The organism is Pseudomonas sp. BC42 (assembly GCF_021560055.1).
Lineage (GTDB): Bacteria > Pseudomonadota > Gammaproteobacteria > Pseudomonadales > Pseudomonadaceae > Aquipseudomonas.
Window position 1 is genome coordinate 157,290 of the sequence record NZ_CP091067.1, and the last position, 12,814, is coordinate 170,103.

General features: G+C 61.4%; 13 protein-coding genes and 1 pseudogene. 4 read left to right on the top strand and 10 right to left on the bottom strand.

Annotated features, from left to right (window positions below):
* Nucleotides 1-999 (bottom strand): tonB-system energizer ExbB, encoded by a 999-nt coding sequence (gene exbB / locus L1O02_RS00715; RefSeq protein ID WP_060841724.1) that lies wholly within the window; start codon nt 997-999, stop codon nt 1-3.
* A 189-nt stretch (nt 1,000-1,188) separates the two neighbouring features.
* Here exbB and L1O02_RS00720 point away from each other — a divergent pair, with 189 nt between their 5' ends.
* Nucleotides 1,189-2,046 carry an NAD-dependent epimerase/dehydratase family protein gene (locus tag L1O02_RS00720; protein ID WP_060841723.1) on the top strand — a complete coding sequence of 286 codons (858 nt, stop codon included), beginning with the start codon at nt 1,189-1,191 and terminating at the stop codon, nt 2,044-2,046.
* 42 nt (nt 2,047-2,088) lie between these two features.
* On the opposite strand, the gene L1O02_RS00725 is transcribed toward L1O02_RS00720, so the two are convergent.
* The 6 genes from L1O02_RS00725 to L1O02_RS00750 form a co-directional block, all read right to left on the bottom strand.
* Nucleotides 2,089-2,829: a hypothetical protein gene (locus tag L1O02_RS00725; protein WP_060841722.1), complete on the bottom strand. Its 741-nt coding sequence runs from the start codon at nt 2,827-2,829 to the stop codon at nt 2,089-2,091.
* Between the two features lie 55 nt (nt 2,830-2,884).
* A complete protein-coding gene (locus L1O02_RS00730; protein ID WP_047306620.1) occupies nt 2,885-3,265 on the bottom strand; it encodes a RidA family protein in 381 nt (126 codons plus the stop codon).
* A 24-nt stretch (nt 3,266-3,289) separates the two neighbouring features.
* On the bottom strand, nt 3,290-5,395 hold the full coding sequence (gene spoT, locus L1O02_RS00735; protein WP_060841721.1) for a bifunctional GTP diphosphokinase/guanosine-3',5'-bis pyrophosphate 3'-pyrophosphohydrolase: 2,106 nt from the start codon (nt 5,393-5,395) through the stop codon (nt 3,290-3,292).
* A 57-nt stretch (nt 5,396-5,452) separates the two neighbouring features.
* Entirely contained in the window at nt 5,453-5,716 is a 264-nt protein-coding gene (gene rpoZ / locus L1O02_RS00740) for a DNA-directed RNA polymerase subunit omega (protein WP_007921129.1), read from the bottom strand.
* A 168-nt stretch (nt 5,717-5,884) separates the two neighbouring features.
* Nucleotides 5,885-6,505, bottom strand: coding sequence for a guanylate kinase (gmk, locus tag L1O02_RS00745; RefSeq protein ID WP_016964147.1), 621 nt, complete (start codon nt 6,503-6,505; stop codon nt 5,885-5,887).
* A gap of 10 nt (nt 6,506-6,515) precedes the next feature.
* Nucleotides 6,516-7,379, bottom strand: coding sequence for a YicC/YloC family endoribonuclease (locus L1O02_RS00750; RefSeq protein ID WP_108545008.1), 864 nt, complete (start codon nt 7,377-7,379; stop codon nt 6,516-6,518).
* A gap of 270 nt (nt 7,380-7,649) precedes the next feature.
* Here L1O02_RS00750 and rph point away from each other — a divergent pair, with 270 nt between their 5' ends.
* Together rph and L1O02_RS00760 are read left to right on the top strand one after the other, a co-directional pair.
* A complete protein-coding gene (rph, locus tag L1O02_RS00755; RefSeq protein ID WP_016964145.1) occupies nt 7,650-8,372 on the top strand; it encodes a ribonuclease PH in 723 nt (240 codons plus the stop codon).
* Between the two features lie 30 nt (nt 8,373-8,402).
* Nucleotides 8,403-8,771 (top strand): DUF4870 domain-containing protein, encoded by a 369-nt coding sequence (locus L1O02_RS00760; protein ID WP_016964144.1) that lies wholly within the window; start codon nt 8,403-8,405, stop codon nt 8,769-8,771.
* 62 nt (nt 8,772-8,833) lie between these two features.
* Here the strand turns inward: L1O02_RS00760 and L1O02_RS00765 are convergent, their stop codons facing one another.
* Entirely contained in the window at nt 8,834-9,613 is a 780-nt protein-coding gene (locus L1O02_RS00765; RefSeq protein ID WP_011064227.1) for an exodeoxyribonuclease III, read from the bottom strand.
* An 81-nt stretch (nt 9,614-9,694) separates the two neighbouring features.
* Here L1O02_RS00765 and pyrE point away from each other — a divergent pair, with 81 nt between their 5' ends.
* Entirely contained in the window at nt 9,695-10,339 is a 645-nt protein-coding gene (gene pyrE / locus L1O02_RS00770) for an orotate phosphoribosyltransferase (protein ID WP_108545009.1), read from the top strand.
* An 87-nt stretch (nt 10,340-10,426) separates the two neighbouring features.
* Here pyrE and argB read toward each other — a convergent pair whose 3' ends face one another.
* Complete coding sequence (gene argB / locus L1O02_RS00775; protein WP_011064225.1) at nt 10,427-11,332, bottom strand: acetylglutamate kinase; 906 nt, start codon at nt 11,330-11,332, stop codon at nt 10,427-10,429.
* A gap of 24 nt (nt 11,333-11,356) precedes the next feature.
* A pseudogene (locus L1O02_RS00780) lies at nt 11,357-12,757 on the bottom strand (phosphomannomutase/phosphoglucomutase); the annotation flags it as partial.
* Nucleotides 12,758-12,814 lie beyond the last annotated feature (57 nt).

Sequence of the window (12,814 nt, forward strand, 5' to 3'; positions counted from 1 at the left end):
TTACCCCACTTTCACCATGTGCGGTTGTGCGGAGCGCTCGGCTGGCTGGTGGTCCAGGTCGCGGCTGACCAGCAGCAGGACTTCTGCCGAGGCATCGGCCACCTGGGCGCGGTAGCCGGTGATGGAGCGAGCAAAGACGTTGTAGATCACGACCGCCGGGATCGCTGCAACCAGACCCAGGGCGGTGGCCAGCAGGGCTTCGGCGATGCCCGGGGCTACCACGGCGAGGTTGGTGGTCTGGGTCTTGGCGATGCCGATGAAGCTGTTCATGATGCCCCACACGGTGCCGAACAGACCGACGAATGGCGCGGTGGAACCGATGGTGGCGAGCACGCCGGTGCCGCTGCTCATGTTGCGACCGCAGGCAGCCACCAGGCGCTCAAGGCGGAAGCTGACCCGCTCCTTGATGCCTTCTTTCTCACGGCTGTTTGCCGACAGGCGCATTTCTTCCAGGGCGTCGTGGACCAGCAGGTGGGCGAGGGTGCCCTCCTTGGCGGCCGTGGCGCTGGCCTCTTTGAGAGTGGTGGCCTTTTTCAGGGCAGCGATTTCACCGCGCAGGCGACGCTTGGCGCCCAGCAGTTCGAAGCCTTTGGCGATCCAGATGGTCCAGGTGATGATCGAGGCGATGGCCAGGCCAATCATCACCAGTTTCACGATGATGTCGGCGTTCTGGTACATGCCCCAGGGCGACAGGTCATGGGCCATGCCCAGGCTGTTGTCGGCTTCGAGGACTTCGGGGGTGTCCTGGCCCGCTACCGGAAGGCCTTCGGCCTGGGCCGGATCGGTGGCTGGCGCAGTGGCCAGGGGGGCTGCCGGGTCAGTCTGAGGGTGTTCGGCGGCTGGAGCGCTGGCGGCCGGCGCGGTGGCCGGGGCGTGCTGGTCGGCGAAGGCTGCGGTCGGAGCCAGCAGCAGGCTGCACAGCAGCGCAGCAACCGCGCTTGCGGCGCGCAGTGGGCTTGGGCGTTTGGTTGGCGAGGCGGAGAGTGGATTGCTTGTCATGCTGGCCGGACCTGAGAGGAGGAAAGGGTTGAATGTCCTTCTAGGCCTCGCTGGGCCGAGAACAATTGGGCGGTTATTATTGCAATTAATTCTTGTTAACAAAAGTAATACAGTAACTATTTTTCCTCGATTTCTAGCCGTTCATCCAAAGCCGAGGCTAGTCTTGGCCTTTCTGAAAGGAGTTTTCTGATGTCCTCCCCCTCTGTTTTGATCGCCGGTTGCGGTGATGTCGGGAGTCGCCTGGCGACTCAACTGCTGGCTGAGCAATGGCGGGTTTATGGCTTGCGCCGCACGGTATCGCGCCTGCCTCAGGGAGTGATTGGCGTCGCCGGTGACCTGTTCAGTGAGCAATGCCCGATGGACTGGCCACAGGCGCCCCTGGATTATCTGGTGTACTGCGCGGCGGCCACCGAGCATGACGAAGCTGGGTATCGCGCGGCCTATGTCGAGGGCCTGCAGCATGTGCTGAGCTGGCTCAAGCAGCATGGCCAGCAGCCCAAGCGCCTGTTGTTCGTCTCCAGCAGCAGTGTCTACGAGCAGAAGGGCGGTGAATGGGTCGATGAGAATTCGCCGGCCCTGGCGAGCGGCTACTCGGGCCGTTTGATGCTGGAAGCCGAGCAGGTGGCCTTGAACAGTGGGCTGCCTGCAACGCGGGTGCGCCTGACCGGCATCTACGGGCCGGGCCGTGAATGGCTGCTGACCCAGGTGCGGCGCGGGTATCGGGTGGCGATTGATCCGCCGTTGTATGGCAATCGCATTCATGCCGACGATGCGGCGGGCCTGCTGGCGTTCCTGCTTGAGGCGGACCGTCGCGGCACCGCGCTGGATGATTGCTATATCGGGGTCGATGACGCGCCCGCGCCGCTGGCGGAAGTGGTCGGCTGGCTGCGTGAATACCTGGGTGTGACCGAGTGGGCGGATGATGCCAGCGTGCGCCGCACCGGTAGCAAGCGCTGCAGCAATGCCCGGGCCCGGGCGTTGGGCTGGGTGCCGCGTTATCTGAGTTATCGACAGGGCTATGCGGCGATTCTTCAGGGGCAAGGCTGAATCGGACCGCAGCCGCTGCGGTTGGCAGCGGCTACCTCCGGGTCATTGCTTTTGCAGCAGCCATTGCTGGTTGCCTGGCATCAGCGACGGCACTTCATCCGCCAGTGCGCTGTTCACCGCCTGGAAGATCTCCAGCTGCTGGTCCTTGCGCACGAAGATCCAGGAATTGCCCTGGCCATTGAGCTGCAACCAGATGCTGTCGTTGCCGCCGCTCATGGAAGCGCAGTCGCCCGCCAGGCACAGGGCGTAGCGATCGGCTCCCGGCAGGCCTTGCACGGCGCCGTTGGCCTGGAACTGGACCTCGTTGCCCAGTCCTGGACCGCTGACGATTTTCCATGTGCCGCCCAGGTAGGCCGAGTACAGCGCGCGCTCGAAGTTGGCGCCCAGTGGCGCGCCTTCAGGTGCCGGGTCCTTGGGCGGGACGAATACCTGTTCGGGTTCGTTGTCGTTGGCCACTTGCAGCAATTGCTTGCCGTTGCGTTTCAGCTCCGTGGCGGCGCTGCCATAGAACTCGACCTTTGCAGTATTTGAACCGTCGTTGACGATCTTGCCTTCGATGGTCTCGAAACCATTGGTGTAGCGGGCCTGGCCTGCCTTGGTGTTGAGTTCCCATTCCAGGTTCGGGCCGTAAGCCTGGAGGGCTTCACGCAAAGGGCCGCCCTTGGAGGCTGCGTCGATCGCTACCTGATTGATCCAGATGCCGCCGACATCGTTTTTGGCGGGGTCGCTGGCACAACCGCCGAGCAATACGGCGAGCAGCGAAACAGCTAGCGCTTGGCGCATGACGAAATCCTTTCAGAACGAAAACGGCGCAGCCTGAAGAGCTGCGCCGCGGGTGTTACTCGATGACCAGAATGGCATCCATTTCAACCTGTGCGCCCTTGGGCAGGGCTGCCACGCCAATGGCGGCGCGGGCTGGGTAAGGCTGCTGGAAGTACTTGCCCATGATCTCGTTGACCTTGGCGAAGTGGCTCAGGTCGGTGAGGAAGATGTTCAGCTTGACGATGTCCTTGAACGAACCGCCAGCGGCCTCGGCTACCGACTTGAGGTTCTCGAAGACCTGGACGGTCTGGGCTTCGAAGCCTTCCACCAGTTCCATGGTTTTTGGATCGAGGGGAATCTGGCCCGACATGTAGACGGTGTTGCCCGCCTTGATGGCCTGGGAGTAGGTGCCGATGGCGGCCGGGGCCTTTTCGCTGGTGATAACGGTCTTGGTCATGAATGACTCCTTGTAATGGACGGGCTACGCGCGCATGCGGGTGATGCGGATGACCCCGGTCAGGGCGCGCAGTTTCTTGATCACGCGGGCCAGGTGCACGCGGTCGTGCACGCTGACCACCAGTTGGACCACGCTGATGCGACCATCGCGTTCGTCCATGCTGATTTTCTCGATGTTGCCGTCGGCGGCGTTGACGCTGCTGGCCAGCAGCGCGATCAGGCCGCGCTGGTGTTCCAGCTCGACGCGCAGTTCGACGTTGAACTCGCCAGTGACATCCTTGGCCCAGGACAGCTGGATGCATTTTTCCGGGTTGTGGCGGATTTCGCTGATATTGCGGCAGTTGTCCAGGTGCACCACCATCCCTTTGCCAGCGGACAGGTGGCCGACGATCGGGTCGCCAGGGATCGGCGTGCAGCATTTGGCGTAGCTCAGCACCAGGCCTTCGGTGCCGCGGATCGCCAGCGGGCCTTCCGGGCTTGGCAGCTGTTCGCCTTCACCCAGCAGGCGTCGGGCCACGACGTAGGCCATGCGATTGCCCAGGCCGATGTCTTCCAGCAGGTCTTCGATCAGTTCCAGGCGGTATTCCTGGAGGATGGCCTGGATACGTTCGGTCGGGATTTTTTCCAGCGAGCTGTCGAAACCGTTGAGCACCTTGTTCAGCAGGCGTTCGCCGAGGCTGATGGATTCGGAGCGGCGCTGCAGCTTGAGGGCGTGACGAATGTGGGTGCGGGCCTTGCCGGTGACCACGAAATTCAGCCAGGCCGGATTGGGGCGTGCCCCCGGGGCGCTGACGATTTCCACGGTGGAGCCGCTTTGCAGGGGTTCCGACAGCGGTGCCAGGCGGCGGTTGATCCGGCAGGCGATGCAGCTGTTGCCGACGTCAGTGTGCACCGCGTAGGCGAAGTCCACGGCGGTGGAGCCTTTTGGCAGCTCCATGATCCGGCCTTTGGGCGTGAACACGTAGACCTCGTCCGGGAACAGGTCGATCTTCACGCTCTCGATGAATTCCAGGGAGTTGCCGGCGCGCTGTTGCATTTCCAGGACGCCCTTGACCCATTGGCGGGCGCGGGCGTGGGTGCCTTTGGGCTGTTCGTCGCCACTGGATTTGTACAGCCAGTGGGCGGCGATGCCGTTATTGGCCATTTCTTCCATTTCCCGGGTACGGATCTGGATCTCGATCGGTACTCCGTGCATGCCGAACAGCGTGGTATGCAGCGACTGATAGCCGTTGGCCTTGGGAATGGCGATGTAGTCCTTGAAGCGTCCCGGCAGCGGCTTGTACAGATTGTGCACAGCGCCAAGTACCCGGTAGCAGGTGTCTACCTTGTCGACGATGATGCGGAACGCATAGACGTCCATGATCTCGTTGAAGGCCCGGCGTTTGCCGCGCATTTTCTTGTAGATGCCGTACAGGTGCTTCTGGCGACCGCTGACCTCGCCCTGGATGCCGTCGATGGCCAGGCAGTGGCTGAGGGATTCTTCGATCTTGTTGACGATTTCCTTGCGATTGCCCCGGGCGCGCTTGACCGCCTGGTAGATCCGCGCGGAACGCATCGGGTGCATCGCCTTGAAGCCCAGGTCTTCGAATTCGATGCGGATGCTGTGCATGCCCAGGCGATTGGCGATGGGGGCGTAGATCTCCAGGGTTTCCTTGGCGATCCGCCGGCGTTTCTCGCCGGAGAGCACTTCCAGGGTGCGCATGTTGTGCAGGCGGTCGGCCAGCTTGACCAGGATCACGCGAATATCGCGAGCCATGGCCATGGCCATTTTCTGGAAGTTTTCCGCTTGGGCTTCGGCCTTGGTCTCGAAGTTCATCTGGGTCAGTTTGCTGACCCCGTCCACGAGTTCGGCCACGGTTTCACCAAACTGCGCGCTGAGCGCTTCCTTGGCGATGCCGGTGTCTTCGATCACGTCATGCAGCATCGCGGCCATCAGGCTCTGATGGTCCATGTGCATGTCGGCAAGAATGTTCGCTACCGCGAGTGGGTGCGTGACGTACGCCTCGCCGCTGCGACGGCGCTGACCGTCATGGGCTTGTTCGGCGTAGAAATACGCTCGGCGGACCAGATTGACCTGGTCCGTGCCGAGATAGGTCGATAAGCGATCGGCGAGGGCGTCTATGCTCGGCATGATGTCTCCTGCCGTAAGCTGTGATCCCGCGCCGTGCTACGTCGACCAGGCATAGGCTCAGACGGCCTCGTTGGACTCGTCCTCGAAAGCAGCAAAAAGCGGCTCGTCTTCAACGATTTCGGCTTCGGCGATGGCTGCATAGTCGATCAGGCCTTCAGCGATTTCGCGCAGGGCGACAACGGTAGGCTTGTCGTTTTCCCATGCTACTTTCGGCTCTTTGCCGCCGGTTGCCAGTTGACGGGCACGCTTGGTAGAGAGCATGACCAGCTCAAAGCGGTTATCCACGTGTTCTAGACAGTCTTCAACGGTTACGCGGGCCATGGTCTTCCTCGTAGCAAATGCAATATGCGCGCTGCCCGGATGGGCGAGCGGACTCAACAGTTTAAAAAATCACCAGCGTTTAGGGAAGCGCTGATTTTTTGACCAAGCTCTTCAACGCGCTGCAAGTGCCAATGTAAAGCGCTTGCAGCGGTTTTGGGAAGTGCTGTTTTAGCCCAGCAGTTCAGCCAGCAACTTGCCGAAACGCTGCTGCTGACGTTTCTGCTGCAGTTGATTGGAGCGGAAAATGGCCTTCAGGTCGTCCAGCGCGTGGGCGAAATCGTCGTTGATGATCAGGTAGTCGTAGTCGACGTAGTGGCTCATTTCGCTGACGGCTTCGCGCATCCGTCCTTCGATGATCTCGTCGCTGTCTTGCCCGCGGTTGGTCAGGCGCTGGTGCAAGGCCTGCAAGGATGGCGGCAGGATGAAGATCGAACGCGCCTGTGGCATCAGCTTGCGCACCTGCTCGGCGCCTTGCCAGTCGATTTCCAGGATCAGGTCGTGACCTTCGTCCAGGGTCTGCTGCAGGTGGCTTTGCGAGGTGCCATAGAGGTTGCCGAAGACTTCGGCGCGCTCCAGAAAGTCGCCATGCTCGATCATCTTCACGAACTCGCTGCGTTCGACGAAGTGATAGTTCACGCCATTCACTTCGCCCGGGCGCATGGCGCGGGTGGTGTGGGAGATCGAGACGCGGATCTCCGGGTTGGCGTCGGTCAGAGCCTTGACCAGGCTGCTTTTGCCTGCGCCCGATGGGGCGGAAATGATGTACAGGGTGCCGGTGCTGTGGGTCATGTCAGTTGCCTTACTCAATGTTCTGCACTTGTTCGCGCATCTGCTCGATCAACACCTTGAGGTTGACCGCAGCCTGAGTGCTGCGTGGGTCGAAGGCCTTGGAGCCCAGGGTATTGGCTTCGCGGTTGAGCTCTTGCATCAGGAAGTCCAGGCGCCGACCGGCAGCGCCGCCGGACTTGAGCACGCGACGTACTTCGATGATGTGGGTGCTCAGGCGATCCAGTTCTTCGGCGACGTCGCTTTTCTGTGCCAGCAGGACCATCTCCTGCTCGAGACGGGTCGGGTCCAGCTCGACCTGCATGTCGGCGAAACGGTCGAGGACTTTCTGGCGCTGGGTCGCGAGCATCTGCGGAACCAGCTCGCGCAGTGTCGCCACGTCTTCCTCCATGGCGGACAGGCGCTCGTTGATCAGTCGGGCCAGTTCGGCGCCCTCGCGTTCGCGACCGCTCTTCAATTCCTTCAGGCCCTGGTTGAACAGGGCCAAGGCATCGCTGTTCAAGGCTTGCGGGTCACTGGCGTCGGCCACCAGTACACCGGGCCAGGCCAGGACTTCCAGTGGGTTCAGGGCTGCCGGCTGCTTGATCAGGCTGGCAACCGTCTCGGCCGCCGCGACCAGCTGTGCTGCGCGCTCACGGTCGACCTGCAATGGCTTGCCGGTGGTTTCCTCGGTGAAGCGCAGGGTGCATTCGACTTTGCCCCGGGACAAGCCCTGGCGCAGTGCTTCGCGGACTGCGCCTTCAAGGTCGCGGAAGGCTTCCGGCAACCGCAGGTGCGGCTCAAGGTAACGGCTGTTGACCGAGCGCAACTCCCAGCTCAGCGTGCCCCGGGTTCCGGCCTGTTCGACCCGTGCGAAGGCGGTCATGCTATGCACCATGGAGGTACCTCCGATTCAGTGCCGACGCCAACCGCAAGCGGGCTGAGCAGGCCTGATAGATGAATTAAAGCCGGTAGGCGGCGAAGGCGCAGGATTGTAGCGCAGTGCGGCAGGCGTCCCCAAACCCTGCTGCAGACAATGGGGCGCAGGTCGTCGCAACAGGATCAATCTGAGGCACAAATGCGCCTTTGGCCTTTTTAGGCGTGCCCTGGCGCGGTTGCGGGCTTTATAATGCCCGGCAGTTTTCCGTCCTCGTACAGGTATTTCCCTATGAAACGTCCAAGTGGTCGCGCTGCCGATCAGCTCCGCTCGATCCGCATTACCCGCAACTACACCAAACACGCCGAGGGATCTGTACTGGTCGAGTTCGGTGATACCAAAGTGATCTGCACGGTCAGCGTCGAGAATGGCGTACCACGCTTCCTCAAGGGCCAGGGTCAAGGCTGGTTGACGGCCGAATACGGCATGCTGCCGCGGTCCACCGGCGAACGTAACCAGCGTGAAGCCAGCCGTGGCAAGCAAGGCGGCCGCACCCTGGAGATCCAGCGCCTGATCGGTCGCTCCCTGCGCGCCGCGCTGGACATGTCCAAGCTGGGCGACATCACCCTGTATGTCGATTGCGATGTGATCCAGGCTGATGGCGGCACCCGTACCGCGTCGATCACTGGCGCGATGGTGGCGCTGGTCGACGCCTTGAAAGTGATCAAGAAGCGCGGCGGCCTGAAAGGCGGCGACCCATTGAAGCAGATGATTGCTGCAGTATCGGTGGGCATGTACCAGGGTGAGCCGGTCCTGGACCTGGATTATCTGGAAGACTCGGCCGCTGAAACCGACCTCAATGTCGTCATGACCAGCACTGGCGGTTTCATCGAAGTGCAGGGTACTGCCGAGGGCGCGCCGTTCCAGCCGGCCGAACTGAATGCGATGCTGGCCCTGGCCCAGCAAGGCATGAACGAGATTTTCCAACTGCAGCAGGCGGCACTCGCCGATTGATGGGCGCCGGTCTTCAGCAAGGAGAGCACCATGAGTGATGAGCAACTGCCACAACCTGCGCCGAGCCATGAAGTCCGGCAATGGGCGATGTTCTGTCACCTGTCCGCCTTGCTGGGGATCTGGGTTCCCTTCGGTACGCTGATCGGGCCGCTGATTCTTTGGCAGATGAAGCGCGAGACGGATCCCTTTATCGATGCCCAGGGCAAGGAGGCGCTGAACTTCCAGCTGACGGTCGCCATTGCGTCAGCGGTCTGCTTCCTGCTGATGATCGTGGTCATCGGTTTCTTTATGTTCGGCCTGCTGGCGATTGGCGCCCTGGTGCTGACCATCATCGGTGGGGTCAAGGCGGGTGAGGGTGTGCCGTATCGGTATCCCTTTACCTGGCGCCTGATCAAGTAGGGTGGGCAGCCACAAAAAAAGCCGACATCGCTGTCGGCTTTTTTGTGGCTCTGAAAAGACGCTTAGATGGTCAGCGTCCAGTCATAGTCCACGATCAGCGGTGCGTGCTGCGAGAAGCGTGGCTGACGCGGCAAGCGAGCGCTACGGACAAAGCGGCGCAGGCCAGGAGTCAGCAGCTGGTAGTCAAAGCGCCAGCCCAGGTTGAGCATCTCAGCCTGTTCGTTGTCCGGCCACCAGCTGTACTGATCGCCTTCGCGGCTGACTTCGCGCAGCGCGTCGACATAGCCCATGTTGCCAATGATCTCGTCCATCCAGGCACGCTCGGGTGCCAGGAAGCCTGGAGATTGCTGGCTGTCACGCCAGTTCTTGATATCCAGCTTCTGTTGCGCCACGTACAGCGAGCCACAATAGATGTACTCGCGACGTTTGCGCCGCTGTTTATCCAGATAACGGGCGAAGTCGTCCATTAGCTTGAACTTCTGGTTCAAGTCTTCATCGCCGTTCTGCCCTGATGGAAGCAGCAAGGTCGCGATGCTGACCTTGTCGAAATCGGCTTGCAGGTAGCGCCCGTAACGATCGGCTGTCTCGAAGCCGAGGCCGCTGATGACCGCCTTCGGCTGCAACCGCGAATACAAAGCCACGCCGCCTTGGGCAGGGACTTCAGCATCGCAGGCATAAAGGAAGTAGCCATCCAGTTGGAAGGCTGGGTCGTCCAGTTCAAAGGCAGAGGCGCGGGTGTCCTGCAGGCAGATGACGTCGGCATTCTGTGCCTGCAGCCAACTGAGCAAACCACGCTCCACTGCAGCCTGAATACCATTGACGTTCACACTGATGATCCGCATAAATGGCCCCAAAAATCACGTGCGTGTATGATACCCGAGCTCTACCTAATTAGCTAAATCCGTGGTATCTGGGGTTTTTTCATGCAGGCGTATCAGCGCGATTTCATTCGTTTTGCCATCGATCGCGGGGTTTTGCGCTTCGGTGAGTTCACCCTGAAGTCCGGGCGTACCAGCCCTTACTTCTTCAATGCCGGCCTGTTCAACAGCGGTTCGGCCCTGGCCCAGCTGGGGCGTTTCTATGCCGCGGCGATCGTCGAAAGCGGCATTCCCTTCGATGTGCTGTTTGGCCCGGCTTATAAAGGCATTCCTCTGGCGGCGGCTACGGCCGTTGCTCTGGCTGAGCATCATCAACGCGATCTGCCTTGGTGCTTCAACCGCAAGGAAGCCAAGGCGCATGGCGAAGGTGGCAGCCTGGTAGGCGCGCCATTGACCGGCGATGTGCTGATCATTGATGACGTGATCACCGCAGGCACTGCTATTCGCGAGGTGATGCAGATCATCGAGTCCCAGGAAGGCGCCAAGGCGGCGGGCGTGTTGATTGCCCTGAACCGCCAGGAGCGCGGCAACGGCGAGCTGTCGGCGATCCAGGAAGTCGAGCGTGACTTCGGTATTCCCGTGGTGAGCATCGTTTCCCTGGCCCAGGTCCTGCAGTTCCTGGCAGACGATCCGGCGCTCAAGCAACATCTTCCCGCCGTGGAAGCCTACCGCGCGCAATACGGCATCTGACCTGTAGGAGCCGGCTCCTGCAAAGATTGCGTCGATAAAAAAGCCCCCGCCCGGGATACCGGGCGGGGGCTTTTTTGTTCCTGGCGCTTAGGGGCGTTTGCGATTGCTGATCAGGGTGCCGACGCCGGTATCGGTGAAGATCTCCAGCAGAATCGCGTTAGGCACGCGGCCGTCGATGATCAGCGAGCTGCCGACGCCGCCCTGCACCGCTTCCAGGGCGCAGCGGATTTTCGGCAACATGCCGCCGTAGATGGTGCCGTCGGCGATCAACTCGTCGACTTGCTGGGTGCTCAGGCCAGTCAAGACCTTGCCCGACTTGTCCATCAGGCCGGCGATGTTGGTCAGCAGCATCAGCTTCTCGGCTTTCAGCGCTTCGGCCACCTTGCCGGCCACCAGGTCGGCGTTGATGTTGTAGGACTCGCCATTGGCGCCAACGCCAATCGGCGCGATCACCGGGATGAAGTCACCCTTGACCAGCAGGTTCAGCAGGTCGGTGTTGATCCCGACCACTTCGCCCACATGGCCGATATCGATGATTTCCGGAGTGGTCATCTCTGGGGTCTGGCGGGTCACGGTGAGCTTTTTCGCACGAATCAGCTCGGCATCTTTGCCGGTCAGGCCGATGGCGCTGCCGCCATGACGGTTGATCAGGTTGACGATGTCCTTGTTGACCTGGCCGCCCAGGACCATCTCCACCACGTCCATGGTCTGGGCGTCAGTCACGCGCATGCCATCGACGAAGTGGCTTTCAATCGACAGCCGCTTGAGCAGGTCGCCGATCTGCGGGCCACCGCCGTGCACCACCACCGGATTGATCCCGACAGCCTTCATCAACACGATGTCGCGGGCGAAGCCGGTTTTCAGCTCCTCGCTCTCCATAGCGTTGCCGCCGTACTTGATCACCAGGGTCTTGCCGACATAGCGGCGGATGTAGGGCAGCGCTTCGGATAGGACCTTGGCGGTGTTGGCGGCGGCATCGCGTTCGATGGTCATTCAGGGCTCCGGTGCTTCAAACAGTCAAAACGGTAGTTGGAGATCAGGTGCAACACGTTTCAGCTGGACGTGGAACACGTCCTTAATCCGCTGCAGCTCGGCTTCGTCATCAGCCTCGAAGCGCAGCACCAGCACAGGGGTGGTGTTGGAGGCGCGAACCAGGCCCCAGCCCTTGGCATAGTCGACTCGCACGCCGTCAATGGTGGTCAGGTCGGCGCCTGCGCCCCACTGCGCGTCGTGCAGGGCATCAATGATGCTGAATTTGCTCTCTTCGGTCACATGGATATTGATTTCCGGCGTAGAAATATCGTTCGGGAAGGTCGCGAACAACTCTTCTGCGGTGGATTTTTCCTTGCTGAGGATCTCCAGCAACCGGGCGGCGCTATAAATGCCGTCGTCGAAACCGAACCAGCGCTCCTTGAAGAACACATGGCCGCTCATTTCGCCAGCCAGCAGTGCGCCGGTCTGTTTCATTTTCTTTTTGATCAACGAGTGACCGGTCTTCCACATTAGCGGGCGACCGCCGTATTCCTTGATCAGCGGAATCAGGCGCCGAGTGCATTTGACGTCGAAGATGATCTCCGCGTCCGGGTTGCGCGCCACCACGTCCTTGGCGAACAGCATCAGCAGGCGATCGGGGTAGACGATGCTGCCGGTGTTGGTGACCACGCCGACGCGATCGCCGTCGCCGTCGAAGGCCAGGCCCAGGTCGGCCCCGGTTTCCTTGACCTTGGCGATCAGGTCTTCGAGGTTTTCAGGCTTGCCCGGATCCGGGTGGTGATTGGGGAAGTTGCCGTCCACCTCGCAAAACAGCGGGATGACTTCGCAGTTCAGGGCTTCGATCAGCTGCGGAGCGATGACCCCGGCGGCGCCGTTGCCGCAGTCCACCACGACCTTCAGGCGTCGGGCCAGCTTGATGTCACGGGTGATCTCCTCGGCGTAGCGCGGCAGGATGTCGACCCGGGTGATGCTGCCCTGGGCGCTGCTCAGGTTGTTGCTCTTGAGGCGCTCGTGCAGGGCCTGGATCTGTTCGTTGGCCAGGGTGTCGCCGGCGATGACGATCTTGAAGCCGTTGTAGTTCGACGGGTTGTGGCTGCCGGTGAGCATCACCCCGGACTTGCCGGCCAGGACATTGGCGGCGTAGTACAGGGCTGGAGTCGGCACCAGGCCAACATCGGAAACGTGGCAGCCGCTGTCGTGCAGGCCCTGAATCAGTTGCTCCACCAGCTCCGGGCCGGACAGGCGGCCATCCCGGCCTACACAGACGTTGGGTTCGTCCTGAGCCAGGCTCTGGGAGCCGACGGCGCGGCCGATCCAGTACGCGGTTTCGGCGGTCAGGGATTGCGGTACAACGCCGCGGATGTCGTAGGCACGGAAGATGCTGTCAGGAAATGTCGGGGCGACGTTAGCTGCGTTGCTCATCACTGAGGGTGCTCCATCTGAAGGGGGGCAGTACGGCCGGTAAGTGGCGGGCCGGCAGGC